Origin of the sequence: Pseudomonas sp. SB113 (assembly GCF_040754745.1) — a bacterium.
Classification (GTDB): domain Bacteria; phylum Pseudomonadota; class Gammaproteobacteria; order Pseudomonadales; family Pseudomonadaceae; genus Aquipseudomonas; species Aquipseudomonas grimontii.
Genome location: NZ_JBFMHW010000001.1, coordinates 261,844 through 287,900, shown reverse-complemented (window position 1 = coordinate 287,900; position 26,057 = coordinate 261,844). Strand labels below are relative to the sequence as shown.

At 61.4% G+C, this 26,057-nt stretch carries 22 protein-coding genes; 14 read left to right on the top strand and 8 right to left on the bottom strand.

The features are described 5' to 3' along the window. Positions 1–80: 80 nt before the first annotated feature. From AB1462_RS01380 to AB1462_RS01355, 6 genes are all read right to left on the bottom strand, one after another. The gene (locus tag AB1462_RS01380; protein ID WP_367246021.1) at positions 81–2,324 is read right to left on the bottom strand and encodes a glycoside hydrolase family 3 N-terminal domain-containing protein; all 2,244 of its coding nucleotides are present in this window, start codon (positions 2,322–2,324) and stop codon (positions 81–83) included. A 17-nt stretch (positions 2,325–2,341) separates the two neighbouring features. After that, positions 2,342–3,973 (bottom strand): glucan biosynthesis protein, encoded by a 1,632-nt coding sequence (locus tag AB1462_RS01375; RefSeq protein WP_367246019.1) that lies wholly within the window; start codon positions 3,971–3,973, stop codon positions 2,342–2,344. Positions 3,974–4,134: 161 nt separating this feature from the next. After that, complete coding sequence (locus AB1462_RS01370; RefSeq protein WP_259192905.1) at positions 4,135–5,514, bottom strand: ATP-binding protein; 1,380 nt, start codon at positions 5,512–5,514, stop codon at positions 4,135–4,137. Continuing rightward, positions 5,511–7,325, bottom strand: a complete 1,815-nt coding sequence (locus AB1462_RS01365; RefSeq protein ID WP_259192899.1) for a DAHL domain-containing protein — start codon at positions 7,323–7,325, stop codon at positions 5,511–5,513. Before AB1462_RS01365 ends, AB1462_RS01370 begins: the two co-directional genes overlap by 4 nt. 10 nt (positions 7,326–7,335) lie before the next feature. Continuing rightward, a complete protein-coding gene (locus tag AB1462_RS01360) occupies positions 7,336–8,304 on the bottom strand; it encodes a cytochrome-c peroxidase (protein WP_367246017.1) in 969 nt (322 codons plus the stop codon). A gap of 26 nt (positions 8,305–8,330) precedes the next feature. After that, positions 8,331–10,205, bottom strand: a complete 1,875-nt coding sequence (locus AB1462_RS01355) for a bifunctional diguanylate cyclase/phosphodiesterase (protein WP_259192895.1) — start codon at positions 10,203–10,205, stop codon at positions 8,331–8,333. Between the two features lie 219 nt (positions 10,206–10,424). On the opposite strand from AB1462_RS01355, the gene AB1462_RS01350 reads away from it, so the two are divergent. From AB1462_RS01350 to AB1462_RS01340, 3 genes are read left to right on the top strand one after another with little or no spacing between them, the layout of a single operon-like run. Further along, positions 10,425–11,741 (top strand): HD domain-containing phosphohydrolase, encoded by a 1,317-nt coding sequence (locus AB1462_RS01350; protein ID WP_090408864.1) that lies wholly within the window; start codon positions 10,425–10,427, stop codon positions 11,739–11,741. A gap of 32 nt (positions 11,742–11,773) precedes the next feature. Beyond that, positions 11,774–12,187, top strand: coding sequence for an NUDIX domain-containing protein (locus AB1462_RS01345; RefSeq protein WP_090408860.1), 414 nt, complete (start codon positions 11,774–11,776; stop codon positions 12,185–12,187). Between the two features lie 5 nt (positions 12,188–12,192). Next, positions 12,193–12,699 carry a GNAT family N-acetyltransferase gene (locus tag AB1462_RS01340; RefSeq protein ID WP_090408857.1) on the top strand — a complete coding sequence of 169 codons (507 nt, stop codon included), beginning with the start codon at positions 12,193–12,195 and terminating at the stop codon, positions 12,697–12,699. 114 nt (positions 12,700–12,813) lie between these two features. On the opposite strand, the gene metR is transcribed toward AB1462_RS01340, so the two are convergent. Next, entirely contained in the window at positions 12,814–13,731 is a 918-nt protein-coding gene (gene metR, locus AB1462_RS01335; protein ID WP_090408854.1) for a transcriptional regulator MetR, read from the bottom strand. Between the two features lie 182 nt (positions 13,732–13,913). Between metR and AB1462_RS01330 the strand changes: the two genes are divergently transcribed. The 5 genes from AB1462_RS01330 to AB1462_RS01310 all read left to right on the top strand — a co-directional run bounded on the left by AB1462_RS01330 (position 13,914) and on the right by AB1462_RS01310 (position 17,520). Continuing rightward, positions 13,914–14,933, top strand: a complete 1,020-nt coding sequence (locus AB1462_RS01330) for an alpha/beta hydrolase (RefSeq protein ID WP_259192893.1) — start codon at positions 13,914–13,916, stop codon at positions 14,931–14,933. A gap of 55 nt (positions 14,934–14,988) precedes the next feature. Next, the gene (locus tag AB1462_RS01325; protein WP_367246015.1) at positions 14,989–15,642 is read left to right on the top strand and encodes a DsbA family oxidoreductase; all 654 of its coding nucleotides are present in this window, start codon (positions 14,989–14,991) and stop codon (positions 15,640–15,642) included. Between the two features lie 179 nt (positions 15,643–15,821). Continuing rightward, positions 15,822–16,742 (top strand): arginase, encoded by a 921-nt coding sequence (locus tag AB1462_RS01320; protein ID WP_259192891.1) that lies wholly within the window; start codon positions 15,822–15,824, stop codon positions 16,740–16,742. Beyond that, positions 16,739–17,119 (top strand): transporter, encoded by a 381-nt coding sequence (locus AB1462_RS01315; RefSeq protein ID WP_367246013.1) that lies wholly within the window; start codon positions 16,739–16,741, stop codon positions 17,117–17,119. The genes AB1462_RS01320 and AB1462_RS01315 overlap by 4 nt, the downstream gene beginning before the upstream one ends. Then, entirely contained in the window at positions 17,116–17,520 is a 405-nt protein-coding gene (locus AB1462_RS01310; RefSeq protein ID WP_259192889.1) for an EamA family transporter, read from the top strand. The genes AB1462_RS01315 and AB1462_RS01310 overlap by 4 nt, the downstream gene beginning before the upstream one ends. A 116-nt stretch (positions 17,521–17,636) precedes the next feature. Here AB1462_RS01310 and AB1462_RS01305 read toward each other — a convergent pair whose 3' ends face one another. Continuing rightward, positions 17,637–18,392: a MipA/OmpV family protein gene (locus AB1462_RS01305; RefSeq protein ID WP_367246011.1), complete on the bottom strand. Its 756-nt coding sequence runs from the start codon at positions 18,390–18,392 to the stop codon at positions 17,637–17,639. Positions 18,393–18,620: 228 nt separating this feature from the next. Between AB1462_RS01305 and AB1462_RS01300 the strand changes: the two genes are divergently transcribed. From AB1462_RS01300 to AB1462_RS01275, 6 genes are read left to right on the top strand one after another with little or no spacing between them, the layout of a single operon-like run. Beyond that, positions 18,621–19,325 (top strand): MtnX-like HAD-IB family phosphatase, encoded by a 705-nt coding sequence (locus tag AB1462_RS01300; protein WP_090408840.1) that lies wholly within the window; start codon positions 18,621–18,623, stop codon positions 19,323–19,325. Next, the gene (locus AB1462_RS01295) at positions 19,318–20,712 is read left to right on the top strand and encodes an aminotransferase class III-fold pyridoxal phosphate-dependent enzyme (protein ID WP_090408839.1); all 1,395 of its coding nucleotides are present in this window, start codon (positions 19,318–19,320) and stop codon (positions 20,710–20,712) included. Before AB1462_RS01300 ends, AB1462_RS01295 begins: the two co-directional genes overlap by 8 nt. Continuing rightward, positions 20,709–21,668: a carboxylesterase gene (locus tag AB1462_RS01290; RefSeq protein WP_259192888.1), complete on the top strand. Its 960-nt coding sequence runs from the start codon at positions 20,709–20,711 to the stop codon at positions 21,666–21,668. The genes AB1462_RS01295 and AB1462_RS01290 overlap by 4 nt, the downstream gene beginning before the upstream one ends. Before the next feature lie 31 nt (positions 21,669–21,699). After that, positions 21,700–22,824, top strand: coding sequence for a GNAT family N-acetyltransferase (locus AB1462_RS01285; RefSeq protein WP_259192887.1), 1,125 nt, complete (start codon positions 21,700–21,702; stop codon positions 22,822–22,824). After that, positions 22,824–24,593, top strand: a complete 1,770-nt coding sequence (locus tag AB1462_RS01280; RefSeq protein ID WP_090408830.1) for a HAMP domain-containing sensor histidine kinase — start codon at positions 22,824–22,826, stop codon at positions 24,591–24,593. The genes AB1462_RS01285 and AB1462_RS01280 overlap by 1 nt, the downstream gene beginning before the upstream one ends. Then, positions 24,583–25,980, top strand: a complete 1,398-nt coding sequence (locus AB1462_RS01275; RefSeq protein ID WP_367246009.1) for a sigma-54-dependent transcriptional regulator — start codon at positions 24,583–24,585, stop codon at positions 25,978–25,980. The genes AB1462_RS01280 and AB1462_RS01275 overlap by 11 nt, the downstream gene beginning before the upstream one ends. Positions 25,981–26,057 lie beyond the last annotated feature (77 nt).

Here is a 26,057-nt window from a genome sequence, read left to right as displayed (position 1 = left end):
CGGTTTCCTTGGGTTCGGACTCTCAGGTCGATCCGGCATTTTGCGCCAGTAATGAGACTCCAGACAACCTGCGGGTGTACTCAGTTTGACCCTTGTGATGGAACGGACTGGCCCGAAATAGACAATGCGCGGCTATCGGTCACTTCAAAGCGGGCGTGGTTTTCGGTGGTCGAATCTGCCCCGACGAAGACGGTGAACGTGCCGGCCTCAACCACCGGCGAAAAATCGCTGTCCAGCAGGGCGAAGTCCTCTTGGTCAAGGGTGAAGGTCAGGTCCCGAGCCTCGCCAGGCGCCAAATGCGCTTTGCGAAAGCCGCGTAATTGGCGAACCGGACGGGTCACGCTGGCGACATCATCGCGCAGGTATAACTGCACGATTTCTTCCCCTGAGCGCGCTCCGGTATTGGTGACCGTGACCGTTACGTCCAGTGATTGGGTGGACGCCAGCCGCTGCGCGCTGAGCCGTGGCGTGGAGTAGCTGAACGAGGTGTAGCTCAGGCCGAAACCGAAGGGATACAGCGGCGTCCAGTGCTCATCGATGTAGGCAGACGCATAACGTCCATCGCCGCTGGGCGGACGGCCGGTATTTTTGTGCGCGTAGTAGAGGGGGATCTGTCCCACGCTGCGAGGGAACGTGATCGGCAGTTTGCCGCTGGGGTTGACGTCACCGAACAGAATATCGGCCACGGCATTGCCCATCTCACTGCCCAGGAACCAGGTTTCCAGCAGCGCCGGCGCCTGGCGCACGGTCGGCGAGAGCACCAGCGGGCGGCCATTCATCAGCAGGATGACCACCGGTTTGCCGCTGTCCAGCAGGGCACGCAACAGCGCCTCCTGGGCACCCGGCAAGCCCAGGTCCGCGCGACTGCGGGCTTCGCCGCTTTGATCTGCTTGCTCGCCGAGCACGGCGACCACCACCTCGGCAAGCCGGGCGGCCTGTCGGACCTCGTTGAGGTTCTCAGCCTCTTTGCTGACGGGCGAAGCGCCTGGCAGGTAAACCACCTCAGTGTCAGCGGCGACGGCGCGGCGTATGCCCTGCAAGACCGTGATCGACTCTTCGGGGTGACCCGCCAAGGCCCACGGGCCGATCGTGGCCTCGGCATCCGTGGCCAGGCTGCCGACCACTAGCACGTTACGCAGGTGCTTGGGCAGCGGCAGCAGGGCATCGGTATTTTTCAACAGTACGATGGACTTCTGCGCGGCCTCACGGGCCAGGGCTCGGTGCTGCGGTGTCAGGACATTGGCCCGTTGCAGGGCCTCATCGCTGTAGCGGTAAGGATCTTCAAACAGCCCCAGGCGTTGCTTGGCCTGGAGTACGCGGCGCACCGCATCATCCACGGCGGTCAGGGGAACCTGGCCATTGCGCACCAGCGCGGGCAGGTGTTGACGGTAGGTCTGGCTGGCCATGTCGATGTCCACGCCGGCGTTGAACGCCAGCCTTGCCCTGTCGGCCGGACCGCGTGCGATGCCCTGCTGGCTCAGCTCCCAGATGGCGTTGAAGTCACTGACAATCAGGCCACCGAACCTCCATTGATTGCGCAGCACGCCGGTTAACAGGGCGGTGTTGCTGTGCAGGGGAACCCCGGCCAGTTCGTTAAACGAGGGCATGATCCCATCGACGCCAGCCGCTACGGCCGCCTGGAAAGGCGGCAAGTACACTTCGCGCAACGTGCGTTCCGACACGTCGGCGACGTTGTAGTCGCGCCCGCCTTCGGCCGCGCCATAGGTCACGAAGTGTTTCGCGGTCGCCAGCATAAAGGAGGGGTCTGGAGGCCCCGCGCCGTGGAACCCCTGCACCTTGGCGCTGGCCAGCGCCGCGCCCAGGAACGGGTCCTCACCGGAACCTTCCACCACGCGGCCCCAACGTGGGTCGCGGGCAATGTCGACCATGGGGGCGAAGGTCCAATGCACGCCGCTGGCCGTAGCTTCAACGGCCGCCGCGCGAGCGGTCCGCTGTGCCAGGGCAGGATCCCAGGCCGCGGCTTCTGCCAGCGGCACGGGAAATACAGTACGAAAGCCGTGAATCACATCGAAAGCAAACAACAGCGGTATATGCAGGCGCGAGCGCGTGACGACCTGTTCCTGTAACCGGCGGGTCTGCTCGAAACCGTAGGCGCCGAGGACCGAGCCAACGGTGCTCATGGGCAGTTGCGCCAGTTCGCCTTGGTCAATGACGGGGCCGGTAGGCGTGTCTTGGACGCCGAGTTGGTTGAGTTGGTCGACTTTTTCTTCGAGCGTCATCTGCTGCAACAAGCCCTCTATGAAGTCTTGCTCGTTGGCAGGGAGGGCGCTGCCGCTGATACTGAGCGCCAGGTAGAACAGCACCAAATTGCTCCAGAGCCTCACGGGCGATTGCCGGTGTCAGCCGTTGAAGGGGTACCGATTGCCGTCGATTCCGAATTGAAGGGGTGGTACTGATACAGCCAGGTCTCTGACAGCGGCTGGCCGTCAAGGCGTAGGAAAAGGCGCAATTCCACCGGGTCCTTGCCGTCGACAGTCAAATCGAACTGTGCTCGCCAATGGCCGGCGATGCCGTCCGGCACCGCTTCGGTAAAGACCTGGCTGAGCTCGCCTCTGGAGCAACTGATCACGGCCTCGGGTTTGACGCCCGGCGCGAGTTTTTCCAAGGGGGCGCCTTGGAATTCGACCACGAATTTACGCACCTCTACAGGGCGCGGCTGGCCCGGTTGGCCGCCGTTGCCCAAGCGTGTGGCCAAGCACACTGCCAGTGGCGAAGCGTAGGGCTCCTGGGCCAGCCAGTGCAGGCGATAACGCAGCGAATAGCGGTTGCCCGCTTCCGCTGGAGCCGAGGGCACCCACATCGCGACGATGTTGTCGTGGATCTCGTCGTCGGTGCCGTTTTCCATCAGTTGCACGCTGCCTTTGCCCCAATCGCCCAACGGCTCGACCCACAGGCTGGGGCGCCGCTGGTAATTCACACCATCGAGGTAGTGGTCAAAGTTGCGGTCGCGCTGTAACAGGCCGAAGCCCTTCGGTTGATGATCGGTGAACGCCGAAACCATGGTGCGTGGCGGGTTGTTCAGGGGGCGCCAGATACGTTCTCCGTTGCCGGTCCAGAGCCCCAGGCCGTCACTGTCGTGAACCTCGGGGCGCCAGTCGGCGGCGGTGCGCTTGGCGGTTTCACTGAACCAGAACATCGAGGTCACCGGAGCAATGCCCAGCCGGCTGACACTCCTGCGCAGGAAAAACGTGCAATCGACGTCCATGATCACGCCCTGTGTGCGGTGGATCAGGAAACGGTAAGCCCCGCAGATACTCGGGCCGTCGAGCCGCGCATAGAGGGTCATGGCGTTAGCGTGCTCGTTCTTTGGCGGCTCGAACCAGATGTGGGTGAAGTCAGGGAACTCTTCGGCCTTGCCGGCTTGTGCCACATCCAGGGCAATAGCCCGTGCCGACAGACCGTACTGATACAACTCGCCGATGGCCCGGAAGTACGACGCGCCAAGGAAGGCCACCCAGTCGTTCCGTTGCCACGCCCGTTTGGCTTGGTTGCCCAGGCGGCTTTCCTGGATGCGAAAGCCAGCGAACCCACTGTTACGGGGCAAGGCATGGGCAGGGCTGTCGCCTGGCATATCGAAGTGCGCCGGGTCGTAGACGATCTCGCGGGCGATGCCGTTGTCCAGGGCATACATCCTCACGGGGGTGCGAAAAAACGACCCCAAGTGAAAGAACGTCACGGGGAACTTGCCGGGGCCGTTGGCGAACAGGGCGCGCTCGGGTTTGAAGTGGATCTGGCCGTGGGTGGCGTAGTCGAGTCTCGCCAGCAGCGTGGCCGATGCGGTGCTGGGGTAGGTGTAGGGTTTCAAGGCATCGGCTTGTGCCTGTTCGATCAAGTCTTCGAAGGAAAAAACGCTGGGGTGGTCGGCTGTATCGGCCGCCAGGGCGCCCCTGCCCAGTGGCGTGAGCAAGGCGGCCAGTGAAGCGTACGTCAGGAACTCGCGGCGCGTAGACATGGTGTCCTTTCCTTCGACGATGAGGGTCCAGGCCTCACGTTCAGCACGCCCCACGGCATGCAACTGTGTTGCTTGTGTGGAGTGTCGAGTCGGGAAACGTGTCTGTCTACTGTCAGAAATAACAGGTAGTGGGGGAAGGGCGGATGATTCGGCGGCGAGCCCTACGCCGCCGTCTGCCGAATTGGCAATACCACGCGAAACTTCGTCCCCTTACCCAGCTCACTGCTGACAGAAATATCGCCACGGTGTTTCTTGACGATGCCGTAGGAGAGTGACAGCCCCAACCCCGTGCCTTCGCCCACCGGTTTGGTGGTGAAGAAAGGATCGAAGATTTTCTGCACGGTCTCCGGCGCAATCCCGCAGCCGTTGTCCGCCACCTCCAGCCAGACGTTTTCGCCTTCCACGCCATTGCTGATGGTAATGATGCCGCGTTCCGGCCCCATGGCCTGCGCTGCATTGATGACCAGGTTCATCACCACCTGGTTGAGCTGCGAGGCCAGGCATTCAATCTCTGGCAGCGGTTCGTAGTGCTTGACCACATCGGCCTTGTACTTGAGTTCGCTGGCAACGATGTTCAGCGTGGAGTCGATACCCTGTTGCAGGTTTGCGAATTGCCAGGTCTGGTCGTTATCGACGCGGGAGAAGTTTTTCAGGTCCTTGACGATCTGCGCCACGCGACCGATGCCTTCCTTGGTCTCGCGGATCAATATCGGAATGTCGTCCTGTAGAAAGTCCAGTTCCAGGCGGGTACGCAATGCCTTGAGCTGCGCGTGCTGTTCACCCGGGGCGAGGGTTTCTTCGGCCTGCTGGTAAGCCTCCAGCATCTGTTGCAACTGGTTGAAATAACCGTCGAGCGTACTGAGGTTGGACGAGATAAAACCCACCGGGTTGTTGATCTCATGGGCCACGCCCGCGGCGAGTTGCCCCAGCGAGGCGAGCTTTTCCGATTGCACCAGCTGGCTTTCCAGGTGCTTGCGCTCTTCGATTTCCTGCTGCAGCGCTTGCGTGCGTTGTTCCACCAGCCGTTCCAGCTGAGTGGTTTGCAGGGTGGCACGACGGGCCATGTCCCATTTATTGGCCAGGGTGTTGGCCATCTGCTGGACTTCGATGTTATCGAACGGCTTTTTCAGGATCAGCAGTCGATCATGGCCGTGCAGACGGTCCAGCAGGTCTTCCCAGGCATAGTCCGAGTACGCAGTGCACACCACCACTTGCAGGTCGGGGGCGACTTTCCAAAGTTCTTCTATGGTCTTCGCCCCGTCCCAGCCTTGGGGCATGCGCATGTCGACAAACGCCAGGGCATAGGGGTGCTGTTGCGCCATAGCGGTGATGAGCAACTGCAGGCCTTCTTCGCCGCCGTAGGCCGAGTGCAGGTCGAAGGGGGGCGCCGTGGGTTTGCTGGATTCGCCGAACAGTGCCGACTCCATGTCATCCAGCACCTGGTTGGATTCAACGGCAGGCATCAGGATCTTGCGGAAATCGTCGTGAATCGACGGCGTGTCATCAATCAGCAGAATGCGCCGGTTGGGAGGTTGGTTCATGCGGGACTTCCGGCAGGCGTGAGGGGGATCGTCAGGGTGAATATCGCACCTTGGCCTGGCCCGTCACTGTGGGCGCTGAGGTGACCATCCATTTCAACGGCGGCCAGTGCACAGCTGTGCAGGCCAAAACCGTGACCTTCCTTGCGGGTGGTAAAACCGTGGGTAAATATGCGGGTCATGTTCTCGGCCGGTATGCCTTCCCCATCGTCCTTCACGCTGATCTGCAACGTACTGTCCTCCAGCGACTGGACCGTCAGGGTCATCTGCCGTGGCCGATCGGTGAGGTTGGACATGGCGTACTTGGCGTTGCTGATCAGGTTGACCATGATCAGCAGCAAGCGGTGTTTGTCCGCGAGGACTTCCGGTACCTGCCCATAGTGCTTGACCACCGTGACATTGTGCCGGCTCAGTGCCCCCGCATTCATGCGCAGGGCGTCTTCCATCAAGGTGCTGATCTGTACCGGCTCCTTCAGTGAGGGCGCGCCCGCATAGGATTGCTGGGTGGAGACGATGTCCTTGATGTGGTCCACGCTTTTGCTCAATTGCGCCATCTCATCGATCAGGCCTTGTTGCTCGACGGCAATGGCGTCCACCAGTTGGTTGAGGTAGCCGGGCAGCAGCTTGCCCTTTTCATCCTCGGTGATAAAGGTGCCCAGGTCGGCCTGGCGCTCGTTGATCAACTGCATGGCTTTGCCCAGGCCCATTGCCTTGCTGCTGCGCAGTTTGCGGGTGACCAGGTCGGCGGAGATGTTCACGCTGTTGAGCACGTTGCCGACGTTGTGCAGCACGTTGGTGGCGATCTCCGCCATGCCGGCCTGGCGCGCGCTGTCCATCAACTCGGTTTGGGCATCCTTGAGCTGTTGGGTGCGCCGTTCCACGCGTTGTTCCAGGGTTTCGTTGGCCGCCTGCAAGGCACGGTTGACGCGGTTGATTTCGGCGAAACTGCGTAGCAGGCGCACGGCCAGGTAGAGCAACAGCGCCACCAGTAGTGTCGAGAAAACCAGCAGGTAGCGGTGATATTGATGGTCGATCAGGTCAGCCGCTTGCTGGTCCTGGTCGAGGTGGGTCGTCAATTCGTCCAGGCGTTCGGTCACGGGCACGGCGGCAATGCGTTCGAGCAGGCTGTTGACCACCGGTTGCTCGCGCAGGATCAGTGAAATGTGATTGCTGAGGATGTCTACCGGGCCCTGGAACTCACTGGGCAGGCTCTCCTTGTTGATTGCCAGCTTGCCCAGGCCCACCAGAATATCCGCCGCGCGCTCGTTGCTGGTGATCTGGGCGAACTCGAGGCTACTGAGCAGCAGGTCATAGGTGTCGGTGGCCACATCCTGCAGTTGCAGGCGGCCTTCATCATCAATGCGATTGAACTGGGCCTGGATGTCGTCCTCGGCTGTGGGTAAAAATGCCAGGGAATTGCGCAGCACCGCATTGTGGGACTTGAACTGGTCGATCAACCGGGCTTTTTCCTGAATCGCGGCCTGATAAGCCTCATGGCTGGTTTGCCAGCGGGGCAGGTCTTGCGGGCTGTGGTAGATCTCGCGGTTGTTCAGCTCGACCCAGAGCCGGGTCATTTCCGTGAGCGGTGTGACCAGCGGATCGTAATTGTGAGTGATCGCGATCCGGGCCTTGAGCACTTCGCTGTCCCATTGAGCATTGAGCTGCTGCAACTGGCGGATCAGATCCCGCGAATGGGTGTAGCTGGCCGTCTGGTCGCGGGAGGACTTGAGGTACAGAAACACCAGCGTCGAGGCCAGCAACAGGGCGATCAGGCCCAATAACCCTTGGCTGGTGCGGCGGCGGGCAAGGTTCATGACGGTATGCTCATAGAGGCTTGCCTGCCCATTCGCCGGTCAGGGTCTTGAGAAACTGGATAATCAGGTCTTTGTCTTCCTGAGACGGGTTGCGCCCCAACTGGTACTTGAACATCACATCCACCGCCGCTTCCAGGGTCTTGGCCGATGCATCGTGAAAATACGGCGCCGTGACCGCGATGTTACGCAGGCTGGGGACCTTGAACACGTGCCGGTCTTCTTCATCCTTGGTCAGCAGGTAGCGCCCCAGGTCCGACTCGACGGGGTTGCCGCGCACCTTGAAGTAGTCGCCCATCACCCCGAACTTCTGGAACATGTTGCCGCCGATGTTGATGCCCTGGTGACAGGCGATGCAGCCGTAATCCTTGAAGCGCTGGTAGCCGTACTTTTCCTGGATCGTGAGGATTTCCGTGTTGCCCAGCAGGTACTGGTCAAACCGTGAGTTGGGCGTCAGCAGCGTGCGTTCGTAGGTGGCCAGGGCGTTTTGCACGTTGGCGGCGGTGACACCATCGGGGTAGGCCTGTTTGAACGCAGCCAGGTAGACGGGCAGGGCGGACAGGTTCTGCACCACGGTTTTCCAGTCGCTGCCCATTTCCACCGGGCTGATGACCACCTGCTCGACCTGCGCCTCCAGGGTGTCCACCCGGCCATTCCAGAACTGTTTGAAATTCAGACTGGCGTTGAACACCGACGGCGTGTTGATTTCCACGGGCTTGCCGTCGAAACCGATGGAGAACGGTTTATTGTCGGCGCCCCCGGATTCGAGGTGATGGCAGCTGGCACACGACAGCGTGTTGTTGACTGACAGGCGCGGCTCATTGAACAGTTGGCGGCCCAGTTCGACCTTGGCCGGGTCGAGTTGCGCAACCGGTGGCAACGGTTTGAGCGCTTCGTCCAGCGGCGCGGCCGTCACGGTCATCCCCAGGCTCAACCCCAACGTGAGGATGAGGCCGAAACAGTAGGTTGAGACGTCGCTCAAGCGAGCACTCCTTGCAGGCATAGGGGCTATTGATCGGGCATCAGCGTGGGGCTGCCCACCTGCAGCAACTGGGCGAAATCCTTCGCAGGTACCGCCTTGCTGAACAGAAAGCCCTGGCCTTCCTCACACTGCTGGGACCTCAGGAAGTTCAGCTGTTCGACGGTTTCCACCCCTTCGGCGATGATGTTCAGCTCCAGGCTCTTGCCCATGCCGATGATAGCGCTGATCAGCTGCGCGTCCTGGCTATTTTCGTGCAGCCCGCGCACGAATGATTGGTCGATTTTCAGCACATCGATAGGAAAGCGTCGCAGGTAGCTGAGGCTGGAGTAGCCGGTGCCGAAATCGTCCAGCGCCAGCCGCACGCCCATGGCCTTGATTCTGTTAAGAATATCGACGGTCTCGTCGACATTCTGCATCAGTACACTCTCGGTGATCTCCAGCTCCAGCTGGTTGGGCGGCAGGCCGGTCTGCTTCAGGATGGCGGCCAGGTTGTCGACAAACTCCCGCTGGCGGAAGTCGATGGCCGAGATGTTCACCGAGATGCGCAGCGGCGCCAGGCCCATGGTTCGCCAGGCCTGTGCTTGTTCACAGGCGTGGCGCAGCACCCATTGGGTCAAGGGAACGATCAGCCCGCTGTCCTCGGCTACCGGAATGAAGTCAGCCGGGTGGACCCAGCCCGAGCGCGGTTGAAACCAGCGGATCAGCGCCTCTGCGCCGAGGATTCGCCCGGTTTTCAAATCCAGTTTGGGCTGGTAGTGCAGTGCAAACTCATTGTGTTCCAGGGCCTGGCGGATTGCGCTTTCCAGGTTTTGCTGGTGCTGGGCGCGCAGGTTCATGTCTTCGGTGTAAAAACTGAAATCGTCCGGGCTGCGCTCCTTCGTGGTGTGCATGGCGGTTTCAGCGTGCTTGATCAGCTCCACGGCAGTGCTGCTGTCATTCGGGTAAATGCTGATGCCCAGGCTGGCGGTGACGCTCAGGTCGTGCCCCGCGACGTGGCGGGTAGCGCTGATGGCCTGGAGGATCTTCTGGGCGATGTGCTGGGTTTGCTGCGGGTGCAGGACATCATTGAGCAGGATCACAAACTCGTCCGAGCCATAGCGAAACACCGAGTCCGATTCCCGGACCGCCGCCACCAGGCTTTGGCTGACCTGCTGGAGCACCTCGTCACCCACTGGATAACCCAATGCATTGTTGATGCGTTTGAAGCGATCGAGCCCGATAAACATCACCGCCAGTTGGGTGTCATGGCGCCGGCCCAGGGCGATGGCCTGGGTCAGCCGGTCGCCCAGCAGCGTGCTGTTGGGCAACTCCGTGAGCGCGTCGTATTGCAGCAGGTGCGAGACTTTCAGCAGTTCCTGCACGCGTTCCTCAATGGTGCGCTCCAGCCCGATCACCTTGAGGGCGGCATCCTGGGCGAGCTGCCATTTCCAGGTGAGGGCGCTGGCCATCTGGCGGATTTCCAGGTGATCGAAGGGTTTCTTCAGGATCAGCAACTGGTCGTTGTACTTCAAGCGCGCTTCGATCGCTTCAAAGGAATAGTCGGAATAAGCGGTGCACAGGGCGATCTGCAGGTTGGGATCGACGTTCCACAACTGCTCGATGGTTTGCAGGCCGTCCCAGCCAGGCGGCATGCGCATGTCGATGAACGCCATGGCGTAGGGAGCGTTGGCTGCCAGGGCCCGATTTACCAGGTCCAAGGCTTCCTGGCCCTGGTAGGCTGAATCCAGGATAAAGGCCTGGCGAGCCACGGTCGTTGTGCCGAACAGGGTTTGCTCAAGGGTATCCAGGGAGGGCTCGCCGTCGGCGTCGGCGCACAGGATCTTGCGAAAGTCCTGGTGGATGGACGTGGTGTCATCGACGATCAGGATGCGACGGTTGGCCCGTCCTGAATTGGCGTTCATAGCGCGCTCCTGACCTTCAAAAGGTTCGACTGCATAACCATTCCTTCCTTGGTTCCATGGCTGAGGGGGGCGCAGACCTGCTGTGACAGTGTAGTCGAGGTCCCTTGAATTCGGCGGCCAGTTGGCGTCAAATCAACCCCGCGCCATAAGCGACGGAATACGGCTTGGCCCAGGGGTTCAAATCAGCTCAACTCAGTTCAATGTTAAGGCGCAGCAGGCATGGATGAACAACTTGCGACGAAACCCACTATTTTGCTGGTCGACGATGAAGAGTCGATCCTCAACAGCTTGCGTCGCCTGTTGCGCGGCCAACCTTTCGATGTCGTGCTCGCGGGCAGCGGCGCCGAGGCCCTGGAGGTCATGGCCGCCCAGCCCATAGACCTGGTGATGAGCGATGCGCGTATGCCCGGCATGGACGGCGCGCAATTGCTGGCTGAGGTTCATCGCCTTTATCCCGCCACCAGTCGCATCCTGCTCACTGGCTACGCCGACCTGCCGACGATCATCAAGGCGATCAACGAAGGGCAGATCCACCGCTATATCGGCAAACCCTGGAACGATGACGAACTGAAGCTGATCCTGCAGCAGGCCCTGGAACTCCAGCGGCTGGAACGCCTGGCCCATCAGCAGAACGACCAGCTCAAGCTATTGAATGCCACCCTGGAAAAACGCGTGGCAGCGCGGACCAGTGAGCTGCAACAGACCGCCGACATGCTCGACCTGGCCTACGATGAGCTCAAGCGCAGCTACGTGACCGGCACCGAAGTGTTTTCGTTGCTGGCCAACCTGCGCCTGCCCAAGAACAAACAGACCAATCGTCCACTGATCGAACTGGTGCGCGTGTACTGCACCGCCCAGTCCATCGACGAAGCCAGCGCCCGTGACATGGCCATGGCCGCCGCGTTGTACAACATCGGTAAGCTGAGCTGGAGCGACAGTATGTTGATCGAGCCGGCCGACAAGCTGCACAGCACCGACCGCGAGCGGTACCGTGGCTATCCGACCCAGAGCGAATCGCTGTTGATGACCCTGGAGCCGATGAAGGATGCGGCGCGGATCATTCGTCATCACCAGGAGCGCTGGGATGGCAGCGGGTTCCCCGACCACCTCAAGGGCGAGGCGATTCCGTTCGGTTCACGCCTGCTGAAACTGGCGGTGGACTTCATCGAGTTGCAGAAAGGCCTGATCCTGGAGCGGCACCTGAACAGCGATGAAGCGCTGTTGTATATCCGCAAATATGCCGGGCGCCTCTATGATCCGGATTTGATCGAGGATTTCATCCAGGCCTGCGCCGCGTTTCTCAGTGATGTGACCCTGGGCGATCCCACGGTCAAGGTGCTCTCCACCCGTGAATTGGAAGACGGCATGGTCCTGGCGCGCAACCTCAACGCTGATAACGGCATGTTGCTGCTCAATGCCGGCAAGGTGCTGAACCTGCCGTTAGTGGACAAGCTGATTGCGTTCGAGGCGATGGAAGGCGCCAAGTACAGCGTGTTTATCAAGGAGCCGGACGAGACCGACGCGGTGCTCCATTAATTTTCACTTTTTGAATTCAAGGTTTTCAGTTCATGCCCAGCACTATCCGTATCGCCGCCGCCCTGCTGATCGGCAGCGATGGCCACACCCTGCTCGTGCGCAAACGCGGCACCCTGGCCTTTATGCAACCCGGTGGCAAGATCGACGCCGGTGAACAACCCGCCGAGGCGCTGGCCCGCGAGCTGTACGAAGAGCTGAACCTGCGCATCAAGCCCGGCGACGCCGTGTACCTCGGCCACTTCTCGGCCCCCGCGGCCAACGAGCCGGGGTTCACCGTGGATGCTGAATTGTTCCAGGTGCAGATCGATGTTCCGGTCAGCCCCGCCGCTGAAATCGAAGAGGTGCGCTGGATCGACCCCGCTGGCGACGGTGGCCTGGTCCTGGCGCCCTTGACCCGTGACCTGATCCTGCCGTTTTATCGCGCTTCACTGACCACGCCGGCCTGACGCGAATGAGCGTCCGTGCGCTGGGGCCCAACGACGCCGAGGCTTATCGGGCGTTGATGCTGGAGGCCTATGGTGCCTATCCCCAGGCGTTCACTTCCAGTGTGGCCGAGCGCGCCGCCATGCCGTTGAGCTGGTGGGAAAAACGCCTGGAGAGTCCGCTGGATCGTTTGCTCGGCGCGTACGCCGGGGGGGAGCTGGCCGGCATTGTCGGCCTGGCCTTCGAGCCTCGGGAGAAGGCGCGGCACAAGGTGACCCTGTTTGGCATGTACGTGACCCAGGCTTACCAGCAGAAAGGCCTGGGCCGGCGATTGGTCGAGGCAGCGCTGGATGAAGCGCGCCAACATCCGCGACTGAAAGTGATCCAGCTGACCGTCACCGCCGGCAACGATGCAGCGTTTGCGCTGTACCGACGCTGCGGGTTTATCCAGTACGGCCTGGAACCGTTGGCGGTGCGGGTGGGCGTGGAGTACTTCGACAAAATCCACATGTGGCGCGAACTCACGGCCGACTGAAATCCAATGTAGGAGGGGGCTTGCCCCCGATGGCGGTTGTACATTCAACATCTCTGTTGGCTGACACTCTGCTATCGGGAGCAAGCCCCCTCCCACATTTGGAACTGTGGTGTTTCAGCGTACCGCGCTCACGCCATCCAGGGTTGAAAACGACGTGTCCTTGGCCGTCAGCAAAAAGTCGCGCATATACGGCGCATCCAGCATGTCCGCACGAATCCCCGCGTATAACGTTGCAAACAACCCTTTCTCGCCCAAGCGCTTGGCCTTCACATAGCCGCGCGAGCTGTATTCATGCAGCGCCCAATGGGGCATGCCGCACACGCCGCGGCCGCTGGCGACCAGTTGCATCATCATCACCGTGAGTTCCGAGGTACGCACTTGGGCCGGCTCCACGTCGGCGGGTTCCAGGAAGCGGGTGAAGATGTCCAGGCGGTCGCGTTCCACCGGGTAGGTGATCAGGGTTTCGGTCAGCAGGTCTTCGGGCACGATGTACGCCTTGTTCGCCAGCGCGTGCTGGTTGGCCACGGCGAGCATGGCTTCGTAGGTAAACAGCGGCACATAGGTGATGCCCGGCAGCTCCAGCGGGTCGGAGGTCACCACCAGGTCGAGGTCGCCACGGGCCAGGGCCGGCAGCGGGGCGAACGCAAAGCCCGACGCCAGGTCCAGCTCGACTTCCGGCCAGGCATCGCGGAACTGGTCAATGGTCGGCATCAGCCACTGGAAACAACTGTGGCACTCGATCGCCATATGCAAGCGCCCGGCGGTGCCACCGGCCAAACGCGCAATATCGCGCTCGGCACCGCGCAGCAGCGGCAGGGTGGCGTCGGCCAGTTGTAGCAGGCGCAGGCCGGCGCTGGTGAATCGCACGGGTTTGGTCTTGCGCACGAACAGCGGCATGCCCAGGCGTTCTTCCAGCTCCTTGAACTGGTGGGACAGTGCCGACTGCGTCAGGTGCAGGCGCTCGGCGGCCTCCACCAGGCTGTCGGCTTCGCGCAGTGCATTCAGGGTCTTGAGGTGACGGATCTCGAGCACGGGCTCTCCATGAAGACAATTTGTGGCGAATCGGGATAGCGTGAGTTTGTCTCATGTTGCAACGCATGTCGACCAAGACCGCCGGGCACTCTTCATCAAACTGTCATGGAACTGTGGCAGCGCGCTTGAACAAACTTCATCAGACTCGCGCTCTACTGGGGTTCTGCGTTTCGGTGTTTTTCATGCGCGTGTTGCTTTTACTGGCCGCTCTATTGTTCGGCCTGCCGTCTTTTGCGGCTTCTCGATGTGATGTCAATGTCCCGACCCAAACGGTCGACCTGGCTCAGGTAAGCATCGCCTACCAGAGTATCGGCCGTGCGTCCGACCCGGCCTTGCTGCTGGTGATGGGCTTGGGCGGGCAACTGATCCACTGGCCCGACGAAGTCGTCGTTGCCCTGTGCCAGCAGGGTTTCCGGGTGATCCGCTATGACAACCGTGACGTCGGCCTGTCCACCTGGCGCCAGGCACCGGCGAATGCCAACCTGACCTTTGAAGTGCTGCGCTACAAGCTCGGCCTGCCGGTATCGGCGCCGTACTCGCTGACGGACATGGCCGATGACGCCGTGGGCTTGATGGACGCCTTGCAGATCCAGCAGTTCCACGTACTGGGCGCAAGCATGGGCGGCATGATCGCCCAGCACCTGGCGGCGATGGCGCCGCAGCGCGTGGAAAGCCTGACCCTGATCATGACCAGCTCCGGCGCCGAAGGCTTGCCGGCCCCGAATGCGGCGCTGGTGCAGTTGTTGTCGCGACGCAGTGCGCCGAATCGTGAAGTGGCGCTGGAGCAGCAGGCGGATTTGCTTGCGGCGCTGGGCAGCCCGAATGTGGCGGATGATCGTCAGGCGTTGCTGCACCAGGCGGCGCTGTCCTACGACCGTGCCTTCAACCCGGACGGCGTGAAGCGCCAGATCATGGCGATCCTCGCCGAACCCAGCCGCGTGCCGCTGCTCAACCAACTGCGCGTACCGACACTGGTGGTCCACGGCACCGCCGACCCGTTGCTGCCGGTGATGCACGGCGTGCACCTGGCGGCGCATATCCAGGGCAGCCAATTGAAGTTGATTCCCGGCATGGCCCATCGTTTCCAGGAAGCGTTCAAGGCGCCGCTGCTGACGGCGGTGTTGCCGTACCTGCAAGCCCATCGTGAAGATGCCGCACACTGGGCGCAGATTGACCCGGTCGTGCCTTCGAAGCTGCTGTGACATTGGTGTATCGTGCAACCTTTACGGCGTATTGAAGCCTGCGAGGTTGCCTACCATGAGTACTCCCCTGAAAATCGATTTCGTCAGCGACGTGTCCTGTCCCTGGTGCATCATCGGCCTGCGTGGCCTGACCGAAGCCCTCGACCAGCTCGGCACCGAGGTGCAGGCCGAGATCCATTTCCAGCCGTTCGAACTGAACCCGAACATGCCCCCCGAAGGGCAAAACATCGTCGAACACATCACCGAGAAATACGGCTCCACGGCCGAAGAATCCCAGGCCAACCGTGCGCGCATCCGCGACATGGGCGCCGAGCTCGGTTTTGCCTTTCGCACCGATGGCCAGAGCCGTATCTACAACACCTTCGACGCACACCGCCTGCTGCATTGGGCCGGGATCGAGGGCTTGCAGTACAACCTCAAGGAAGCGTTGTTCAAAGCCTACTTCACCGACGGCCAAGACCCTTCCGATCACGCCACCCTGGCGATCATCGCTGAAAGCGTCGGCCTGGATATCAAGCGCGCCGCGGAGATTCTCGCCTCCGATGAATACACCGCCGAAGTCCGCGAGCAAGAGCAGTTGTGGACCTCCCGTGGCGTGACCTCGGTGCCGACCATCGTGTTCAACGACCAGTACGCCGTGAGCGGTGGCCAGCCGCCGGAAGCCTTTGTCGGTGCGATTCGCCAGATCATCACCGAATCCCGAGCCTGACCGTGTTCCCATGTGGGAGGGGGCTTGCTCCCGATAGCGGAGTGTCAGTCAACATCTGTATTGACTGAACCACTGCTATCGGGAGCAAGCCCCCTCCCACATGAGTTCTGTGTGAATCTGAATATCTCGCTGGCCCGCCCCTTGCATTGACCCCCTAAAGCCATAGGGGAAACACTACCTTGAACATTCTTGACCTCGACCACAGCCTCACCGGTCAGGCACCGATTGCCCGGCGTTTGGCCAGTGGCCGTGCCACGCGCATCGACCTGCTGGACCTGGGCCCCAAGCTGCGCCTGTGGTCCACCGAAAAAACCTGGAAACGCTTCGCCGAGCGCCTGGCCCAGCGGCCCCGGCCCATGGATGCGCGCCCGGAAATCCTGTTCGTCGGCTCCGGCGATTATCACCACCTGACCCCGGCGTTTCTGGCCGACCTGAAAGAACCTATCAGCCTGATCCACTTCGACAACCACCCCGACTGGGTGCGCTTTGCGCCCAAGCGCCACTGCGGCTCGTGGGTCAACCGCGCGCTGAAAATGCCGGCGATCAAACGCATCGTCACCCTTGGCCCATGCAGCGATGACCTGCATAACCCGCAACTACGTGGCGGTAACCTCGGCGCCCTCAAGCGCGGGCATTTGCAACTGTTCCCCTGGCAGCACCCGCCGTCGAAAGTCTGGGGCCGGGTCGGCGATGGCGCTGGCCACCAGCAGCAGGAAAACCACTTGCACTGGCGCAACCTGGCGGAGCTGGACTGGCCGGCGTTTCTTGAACAGATGATCAGCAGCCTGCCCACCGAAGCGATCTGGATCACCATCGACAAAGACGTGCTCGCCAGTGAAGACGCCGCCACCAACTGGGACCAGGGCGGCATGCGCCTGACCCACCTGCTGCAAGCCCTGCGGGCGTTGGCGGCCAGCAAGCGCATCATCGGCATCGACGTGTGCGGTGAGTTCGCCACGCCGGCCTTCAGTAACGCGTTCAAGCGTTGGGAAGCCAAGTCCGATCAGCCACCACCGGAGCGCTGGAGCCCGGAGGATTTGCAGCGCAACGCCGCCACCAATGAAGCCCTGATCGACCTGTTTGAGGAGCTGTTCCCGTGACCCTGACCGTGGTGTTGCTGCTGGCCTTTTCCATCGTGCTCGATGTGATTGGCCAACTGTGTTTCAAACTCGGCCTGGACCGTTTGCCGGAACTGGAGGGCAGTTTTCGCCTGAATGCGTTCTGGGGCCAGGTGTTCAATGCGCCGCTGCTGTGGGCAGGGATCGGTGCTTATGCGATTGAGTTTTTCGTGTGGCTCGAAGCGCTGTCTCGTGCGCCGTTGAGCCTGTTGTTCCCGGCCGCGGCGCTGGCCTATTGCGGCGTGGTGCTGGCGGGCAAAGTGGTGCTGGGCGAAGTCGTCAGCCGCCGCCGTTGGCTGGGCACGCTGGTGATTACCTTGGGTGTGATGCTGGTCGCGATTGCAGGGAGTCAGGCATGAGTACGCAAACGATGCATACCGGTTGGTTGCATGGGCGCCTCGGCACGGTGGTGCTATGGGCTTTGCTGATCTGCACCGAGAGTGCCGGGCAGCTGTTTACCAAGATTGCCGGCGACCAGCTGGGGCAGATGGATTTCAATTGGCAGTGGTTGTCCGAGGTGGCGCGCAACCCGGGGATCCTGGCGGCGATCGCCAGTTATATCGGTGCGTTTTTCGTGTGGATGCTGATCCTGCGGCGCAGCAGTTTGTCCCTGGCGTTTCCCCTGAGTTCATTGGTGTTTGTGGTGGTGTTGCTGGGGTCTTGGCTGGGACTGGGGGAACACATCAGCCCGCTGCACTGGGTGGGCGTGGCGGTGATTATCGGCGGTATCGCGCTGCTGGCCGAAGGTGAAGAAAACTGAAACACGGACCCCTGTGGGAGGGGGCTTGCTCCCGATAGCGGTAGATCAGTCCCGTATGCATTGGCTGACCCTGCGCTATCGGGAGCAAGCCCCCTCCCACATGTTGTCCGAAGTAATCAATCGAACGTGTAGCTGATAGCCGTCTGTACCTGGCCCTGGTTCACGTCGCCGGTCTCCTTGACGATGCTGCTGTTGGCTGCCGAACCCACCAGGTGCACCCAGCTGGCGCTGGTCAGCAGGGACCAGTTGGGCGCCAGGGGGAACTGGAAACTCTGGCTCAGGGTGACGTTCTGGAAACCGCCGCTGGCGTTGTAGGCCTTGAATCCCGTGGCGGCAGCCTCGTTATCGTCCACCCCGAAAAACGTCTGGGTCTGGCGCGCGTCGGCGAAGTGCGCCACCAGGCCGCTGCTGCCGATGATTCCACCGCCGAGCGGGTAACCGAGCTCCCCGCCGACCTTGCCCAGCGCGCCGCTCTGGGAATGACCGCCGCCGACGGCCTGGCCCAGTTGGGCGTAGACCCGCCAGAAGTCAGCTGGCGCGTATTGGATGAAGCCGCCGACCTCGGCCATGTCCGAGACATTGCGCAGGCCTTGCAGCTCACCGTTGGAGGTACGCCCCTGCAGGTAGTTGATATAGGGGCCGGCCGTAAAACCGTTGGTGTTCAGGGCGCTCCAGGTCAGGCCGTCATCGGTGCTCAGGTTCACATTGCCCCAGTCCAGGTCGAGGTAAGGCACAGGCCGGGTTTCGTAGCGGCTGCCGGTCGGGTCGTGGGGTTGGTAGCTGACGCCTGCGCCGACGTCACCGGTGATACCTGCCGCCTGTGCGCTGAGGCTCAGCAATCCGGCGAGGGCAGCGCATGTGATCCTGAACATGGTCACAATTCCTAAAGTTTGAATACACGCGCATGAACGCGCAAACCACCGCGCTCACGCAAGCACTCATCTTGTTTGTAGCAAGCTACAAAAATTGTAGCTCCCCTGACACAAAATCCCCGCGAACACTGGGAAAAGCCCCGGCTGACGGGGCTTTGGCCAATTGGCACAGTCCCTGCTCTACCCCTGTTGAAAGCGCAGACAGCGCACTCCTTCAGGGTAACCGCAATGATTGACTGGCATATCGTGTGCGACTTCGACGGGACCATCACCCCCACCGATGTCATCGACAACGTCCTCCAACGCTTCGCCGGCCCCGAATGGGAAACCATCGAACAGCAATGGCTGGATGGGCATATCGGTTCACGCGAATGCCTGAGCCGCCAACTGGCGCTGATCAAGGCCACCCCAAGTGAACTGCTGGCGTATTTCGACAGTGTCGAGATCGACCCGGATTTCCCCGACTTCGTCGATCACGTGCTCGGCCTGGGCGCTTCCCTCGAAGTGGTCAGCGACGGCATCGAACAGGGTATCGCGCGGATCCTCTCGCGCAACTACGTGACCTTGCTGCCGATCCTTGCCAACCGTCTGCGCCAGGTCGACCAGAACAGCTGGCGCATCGACTTCCCATACTCCAGCGATGCCTGCCGCGCCGCGTCCGGCAACTGCAAGTGCAAATCCACCCCGCGCAACAAGCGCGTGCTGGTGATCGGCGACGGCAAGTCGGACATGTGCGTGGCTTCCACCGCCGACTTCGTGTTCGCCAAAGGCAGCCTCGCCCAGTACTGCGTAACCCACAACATCCCTCACGCGCGCTTCGACACCTTCGCCGAAGTGCCTGCGTTGCTGGCCCGACTGCCTCAGGGCATCGCCGCCAACGCCACCACCTTCAACACCTCTTCTGACAATCAGGAACTCTTCCACCATGTCTGATATCCGTATCGCCTCCGCCGAAGACCAGATCCTTCTGGATAAAGAAGCCAAGTACTGCTCCTACGGGGACACCGTTCACTACATCGAGCCACCGCGTATTTTCAGCCGTTGCGAAGGCTCCTACGTGTGGGACACCGAAGACCAGGCCTACCTCGACCTGCAAATGTGGTACTCGGCTGTCAACTTCGGCTACGCCAACCCGCGCCTGAACAACGCGCTGAAACAGCAGATCGACACCCTGCCGCAAATCGCCAGCCAGTACCTGCACAAAGGCAAGATCGAGCTGTCGGAAATGATCGCGGTGGATGCCAAGAACAAGTTCGGTCTCGACGGTCGTGTGCACTTCAACGTCGGCGGCTCGCAGTCGATTGAAGACTCCCTGAAAGTGGTGCGTAACGCCACCAACGGCAAAAGCCTGATGTTCGCCTTCGAAGGCGGCTACCACGGCCGTACCCTCGGCGCCTCGTCGATCACGTCGAGCTACCGCTACCGTCGCCGTTACGGCCACTTCGGCGAGCGTGCGCAGTTCATCCCGTTCCCGTACCACTTCCGCGGGCCTAAAGGCATGACCAAGGAAGAGTACGGCAGCCATTGCGTGCAGCAATTTGCCCGCCTGTTCGAGACCGAATACAACGGCGTGTGGGACCCGAAAGTCGGCCAGAGTGAATACGCTGCGTTCTACGTCGAGCCGATCCAGGGCACCGGCGGCTACGTGATCCCGCCGATGAACTTCTACCGCGAACTCAAGCATGTGCTGGACCAGCACGGCATCCTGATGGTGTCCGATGAAATCCAGATGGGCTTCTACCGCACCGGCAAACTCTGGTCGATCGAGCACTTCGACGTACAACCGGATGTGATCGTGTTCGGCAAGGCGCTGACCAACGGCCTCAACCCACTGGGCGGCATCTGGGCCCGTGAAGCGTTGATCAACCCGAAGATCTTCCCGCCAGGTTCGACCCACTCCACCTTTGCCTCCAACCCATTGGGCACGGCGGTGGGCCTGGAAATGTTCAAGATGACCAGCGAAGTCGACTACGGCGCGATGGTCATGGCCAAGGGCAAATACTTCCTCGAAGGCCTGCAGGACCTGCAGAAACGTTTCCCGATCATCGGCGATGTTGACGGCCTGGGCCTGGCCCTGCGCTGCGAAATCTGCGGCCCGGATGGCTTCACGCCGGACAAGGCGACCCTGGACTACATGGTCGAAGAAGGCATGAAAGGCGACATGGTGGTGGACGGGCAGAAACTCGGCCTGATCCTCGACGTGGGCGGCTACTACAAAAACGTGATCACCCTGGCACCGTCCCTGGAAATCAGCTACCCGGAAATCGACCTGGGCCTGAAGTTGCTCGAGCAGTTGCTGGTGCGAGCGACCAAACGGTGAAGCTGGCAGAGATCGACCTCGGTGAAGGTACTGCCGGCTTCGTTCTCGGTGAAGGTCCGGTCGGGATCCTGTTGATCCACGGCCTGACCGGCACGCCGACGGAATTGCGCCAGGTCGCCAAGGGCCTGGCCAAGGCGGGTAACTGCACGGTGTATGTGCCCACCTTGGCCGGGCACTGCGGTGACAACAGCGACTTGCAGGCCACCGGCTGGCTGGACTGGTACGAAGGCGTGCGCAAGACCTTCGTACAGGTCAAGCAACGCCATGAGCAGGTGTTTGTCGGTGGCTTGTCCATGGGCGCGGTGATGTCGATGTACGTGGCGTCGGAGCACCCGGGCCAGGTCGCCGGTTTGTTGATGTACTCCACAACCTTGAAGTACGACGGTTGGAGCATCAATAAAATGGCGTTTATTACGCCGCTGTTGATCCGGATTCCCTTCGGTGTGCGCCTGTTTCGGTTCACCGAAAAACCTCCCTACGGCATCAAGAACGAACGCCTGCGGGCGATTGTGGAACGGCAGATGAAAGAGGGGGAGAGCAGCGAGGCGGGGTTGTTGACCATGGAAGGCGTCACCGTGCGCGAGTTGCACTGGATGAACGCAGTGGTCAAGAAACGCATGCCCCGGATCGACGTCCCGGCGCTGGTGTTGCACTCCATCGAGGACGACATCACCAGCCGCTGGAACGCCGATTACGTGGAGCGTCACCTGGGTGGCCCGGTGACCAAGATCCTGCTCGACAACTGCTACCACATGATCACCGTCGACCTGCAATACCGGCGGGTGATCGAGTTGAGTGCCGACTTTGTCGAGCAGCACACGGGCGTCAACCCAATACAGATCGATGTGGGAGCTGTCGAGCTTCAGCGAGGCTGCGATGCAGGCGCCTCGGTCTTTCAGGTACACCGAGGTGATGCCATCGCAGCCTCGCCGGGGCTCGACAGCTCCCACATTTGATCGGCGTTCACCACAGAAATAAGGGATACCTGTGATCACCACCCAAGCCTTCCCGACCATCCGGGCCCTCCAGCGTAGCGCCTGGAACGACTGTTTTCCCGGTGCGCTGGAAGACTGGGACTATTACGCCGCCGTGGAAAACGCCGCCATCGATGACTTCCAATGGCGCTACCTGGCTGTTTACGACGATGGAACGCTGGTGGCCGTGGCCGCCGCGTTCATCACCCATTATCGGCTCGACACCACGGTGTCGGGCGCCGGCAAGCGTTTGGCCGAACGTGTGGAGCGGCTGTGGCCGGGTGTTTTGCAGTTGGGCCTGTATGCCATTGGCTCCCCGGTGGCCGAGCGTTGCGACGCCGGGGTTGCCAGTGGCGTGCCCGCGTCGCGTCGCCCGTTGTTGCTTAAACACTTGCTGGAAGCCGCGCGCCAGGATGCCGATGATTTCGGTATCGGCCTGGTGGCGGTCAAGGATGCACCCAGCCAGGACCCGCATTGGCTCGACAGTTGCTGGGCGGCGGGTTTTCAAAGCATGCCGAGCTTGCCCACCGGGGTGTTGCCGCTGCCGTACGGCTCGGTGGACGCCTACCTCGGTTCGCTGGGCAAGTCCACGCGCAAGGACTTGCGCCGCAAGCTGCGTGCACCTGGACCGCGGGTGGAATGGCGAGGCAATATCGACGACGTGCTGCCTGAGGTCATGCGCCTGTACGAAGCCACGCTGAAGCGGGCCGAGTTGCAGTTCGAACGCCTGCCTGCCGGCTATTTCACCGGTGTGCTCGAACGCCTAGGCGATCGCGCCGTCTGTGTTCTTTACTGGGTCGACGAGCAGTTGGTGGCGTTCAACCTGATCCTGGTGGACGAGCACCGGCTGGTGGACAAGTTTTTCGGGCATGACGTTGCGTTCTCCCGTGACTACAACCTGTACTTTCGCAGCTGGCTGACCAACGTCGACTACTGTATTCAACACAATATTGCGGTGTATGAGTGCGGCCAGGCCGGGTATGCCAGTAAGCTGCGCCTGGGTTGCGAGTTCCAGGGCAACAGTGTGTTTTTCCGGCATCGCAACCGGCTGGTCAACGGCCTGCTCAAGCTTGTAAAACTGTTTATTCGACCGGATCGTTCCGACCCTGCCATGGCTGCTGCGATAAGCGAAACCTGATGATCACCAAGACCCGCCAGAAAGCCCGCCCCTTTGCCATTTCGCGCTGGAGCGTCCAGCGCAAGCTGGTGCTGGCGTTCTGGCTGGTCAGCGTGATTCCCACCATGATCGCGGCGGAGCTGGCGGCGACCACGCTGTCGCAGATTTTCGACAGCAACGTGCGTATCTGGCTGCAAGAATCGACCAAGATCGTCAAGGATGAGATCGGCGACATCCTTCACGACAACGCGCGCATGGCCAAGTTGTTCCTGCGCTACACCAGCCCACCCTCAAGCAAGCAGGCTGCCAAGCATGACCGGCTGACCGCCGACATCGCCGATGCCACCGACATCGACGTGGTGGCGCTGATCCGCACCAGCGATCAAAAGGTGGTGTTCAGCACCGCCTCGGATGACATCGTCAAACAGATCAGCCTGACCAGCAACGCGGTGCTGCAGACCGTGCAAGTGGCGGGGGTGAGCACGGGCATTGTGGTCTCGACCTTCGAAACCAGCCAGGACGGCGTCGACTACCGTTTGTTGGTGGCGACCTACCTGGACAGCAGCTTCCTCACCAGCGTGGCCGATGTGCATTCCCTCGATCTGCGCCTGTACCTGGCCAACCCCGAGGGGTTCTCGGAGATATTTTCGACCCAGCGCTTCGTGGATCACCCTTCACGCATCCCGAAAAGTGTCGAGACCGCGATGCGCAGCACCAAGCAGCCCAGCGAGCAGTTCACCAACAGCTACAGTGGGTTGTACTGGCCGATCTTCAACGACGCCGGTGACCTGCAAGGCGTGATTTTCAGCGGCCTGCTGCGCCATACGAGCCTGGTGGGACTGGTGAACCAGAGCAACCTGTTCGTGCTGATTTTCCTGCTCAGTTCGGCACTGTCCCTGGCGGCCGGTGTGCTGGTGTCACGGCGCCTGACCAAGCCGTTGCGGGACTTGTCCGAAGGTGTGAGCGCGGTGATCTCAGGCAATTACGCGCACCGTGTGCTGGTCAGTGGTGGCGACGAACTGGCGCAATTGAGCAGCACCTTCAACCATATGACCGAGCGCCTGGGCGAGCTGCATCACCTCGAAGCCCAACTGCGTCGGCGTGATCGCCTGCATGCCTTGGGCGAAGTCGCCATGGGCCTGGCCCACGAGATCCGTAACCCGTTGGGCATCATCAAGACCGCCACCCAGTTGTTGCACCGCCGCGCAGACCTGCCGGACGCCGACAAGCGTCACCTGGAATATGTGATCAGCGAAGTCAGCCGCATCAACGACTTGATCACCGAGTTCCTCGACTTTGCCAAGCCCAACCCACCGTTGCGCGTGCTGCAGCCGGCCCGCCCATTGGTGGAGGAGATCCTTGGCTTCTGCGCGCCGGAACTGGCCAGCCATAATATCGACGCGCAGATCGACGACCAGGCGCCGGGAGCGACGATCTACGCCGATGCCAAGCAACTCAAGCAGGCCTGTCTCAACCTGATTATCAACGCTATCGATGCCATGCCCGAAGGCGGGCGCCTGACCCTGGGCATTCGCAGCGTGGGCGACAACACCGTCATCACCATCGCCGACACCGGCCAGGGCATTGCGCCGGAGATGATCGAGCGCATCTTTACCCCATTCGTCACCACCAAGGCCTCGGGCACGGGCCTGGGCCTGGCCAAAGTCTATTCGATCATGGAAAGTCACGACGGCAGCATCGAATGCGCCAGCGAAAACGATGCCGGCGCCACCTTCAGCCTGTACATTCCAGCGATAGGCGAAGACGACGAGGACAGTCATGACGCATAACATTCTGGTAGTCGACGACGAACCCAAGCTTTGCGACCTGCTGGCGTCGGCCCTGGGCCAGAACAACGTGCAGGTGTTCATTGCGGGCAACGGCCTGCATGCGCTCAAGGTGCTGGAACAGGAAGACATCGACCTGGTGATCAGTGACTGGCGGATGCCGGGCATGGACGGGCCAGCCTTGTTGGCCGAGATCAAGGTGCGTTATCCCCACGTGCCGGTGATCGTGATGACCGCCTACAGCACGGTAAAAAACGCCGTGCAGTCGATGCGCAACGGTGCCTACGACTACATCGCCAAGCCGTTCGATATCGACGAGCTGGACATCACCGTGGCCAAGGCCCTGCAGTTTCGCGACATCATGCGCGACAACGCCCGCCTGCGTGCCGAGCTGGACGAACACGCACAGTTCGACAGCCTGGTCGGCGACAGCCCGGCGTTTCGCAAAGTGCTGCAAGCGGTGGATTCGGTGCGCGACAGCAGCAGCACCATTCTGCTGACCGGCGAAAGCGGCACCGGCAAGGAAATGGTCGCTCGCGCCATCCACAAGCACGGCAGCCGTGCCGACAAACCGTTCGTGGCGGTCAATTGCGCGGCGATCCCCGAAGGGCTGCTGGAAAGCGAAATGTTCGGCCATCGTAAGGGCGCATTTACCGGTGCCGTGTCTGACCGGGTCGGGCGTTTCCAGCAGGCCGACAAGGGCACGCTGTTTCTTGATGAAGTGGGCGATATGCCCCTGGCGCTGCAAGCCAAGATCCTGCGCGCCTTGCAGGAGCGGGTGATCGAGCCGGTGGGCGACCCCCGCGAGCGCAAGGTGGATGTGCGGGTGATCGCCGCCACCAACAAGAACCTGCTGGAGGCGGTTGCCAATAAAGAGTTTCGCGAAGACCTGTATTACCGCCTCAACGTGTTCCCGATCCCGCTGCCGGCCCTGCGTGAACGTGTGGAAGACATCGCGCCCCTGGCCCGTCACTTTGCCCAGACCCTCAGCGCCACTGCCGGCAAGCGTATTACCGGTTTCAGCCCTGAAGCGTTGCAGGCCATGGCCGCGTATCACTGGCCGGGCAATATCCGTGAGCTGCAAAACTGTGTGGAGCGCGCGACCATCGTGGCCGCCACGCCTGTGATCGAAGACATTGATTTACCGGGTTATCTGTTTGCTTCCAAACCCAACGAAGGCGGCGCGACCGCGATCCTCAGCGACGGACCGGGCATTCCCCAGGACCTGGATGCGGCGCTGGCGGAGGTGGAGAAGGCGTATATCCTGGCCGCGTTGCAGGAGAGCAACGGTGTGCAGGCTGCGGCGGCGGCGAAGATCGGGATCTCTGAGCGCAGTTTCTGGTATCGCCTGAAGAAGCTGGGCATACAGGTCGACAAAATAGTCCGCTGACACGCCTCGATTAAAAATGTGGGAGGGGGCTTGCCCCCGATGGCAGTGGGTCAGTTAAAGATAAGGTGACTGACACA

Bases quoted from the DNA above. Each gene is read 5' to 3' on its own strand.
- AB1462_RS01375 (WP_367246019.1), bottom strand. From the start codon at position 3,973: ATGTCTACGCGCCGCGAGTTCCTGACGTACGCTTCACTGGCCGCCTTG.
- AB1462_RS01340 (WP_090408857.1), top strand. From the start codon at position 12,193: ATGAGCGTCCGTGCGCTGGGGCCCAACGACGCCGAGGCTTATCGGGCG.
- AB1462_RS01365 (WP_259192899.1), bottom strand. From the start codon at position 7,325: ATGAACCTTGCCCGCCGCCGCACCAGCCAAGGGTTATTGGGCCTGATC.
- AB1462_RS01305 (WP_367246011.1), bottom strand. From the start codon at position 18,392: ATGTTCAGGATCACATGCGCTGCCCTCGCCGGATTGCTGAGCCTCAGC.
- AB1462_RS01370 (WP_259192905.1), bottom strand. From the start codon at position 5,514: ATGAACCAACCTCCCAACCGGCGCATTCTGCTGATTGATGACACGCCG.
- AB1462_RS01310 (WP_259192889.1), top strand. From the start codon at position 17,116: ATGAGTACGCAAACGATGCATACCGGTTGGTTGCATGGGCGCCTCGGC.
- AB1462_RS01280 (WP_090408830.1), top strand. From the start codon at position 22,824: ATGATCACCAAGACCCGCCAGAAAGCCCGCCCCTTTGCCATTTCGCGC.
- AB1462_RS01325 (WP_367246015.1), top strand. From the start codon at position 14,989: ATGAGTACTCCCCTGAAAATCGATTTCGTCAGCGACGTGTCCTGTCCC.
- AB1462_RS01345 (WP_090408860.1), top strand. From the start codon at position 11,774: ATGCCCAGCACTATCCGTATCGCCGCCGCCCTGCTGATCGGCAGCGAT.
- AB1462_RS01330 (WP_259192893.1), top strand. From the start codon at position 13,914: ATGCGCGTGTTGCTTTTACTGGCCGCTCTATTGTTCGGCCTGCCGTCT.
- AB1462_RS01275 (WP_367246009.1), top strand. From the start codon at position 24,583: ATGACGCATAACATTCTGGTAGTCGACGACGAACCCAAGCTTTGCGAC.
- AB1462_RS01355 (WP_259192895.1), bottom strand. From the start codon at position 10,205: ATGAACGCCAATTCAGGACGGGCCAACCGTCGCATCCTGATCGTCGAT.
- AB1462_RS01350 (WP_090408864.1), top strand. From the start codon at position 10,425: ATGGATGAACAACTTGCGACGAAACCCACTATTTTGCTGGTCGACGAT.
- AB1462_RS01300 (WP_090408840.1), top strand. From the start codon at position 18,621: ATGATTGACTGGCATATCGTGTGCGACTTCGACGGGACCATCACCCCC.
- AB1462_RS01295 (WP_090408839.1), top strand. From the start codon at position 19,318: ATGTCTGATATCCGTATCGCCTCCGCCGAAGACCAGATCCTTCTGGAT.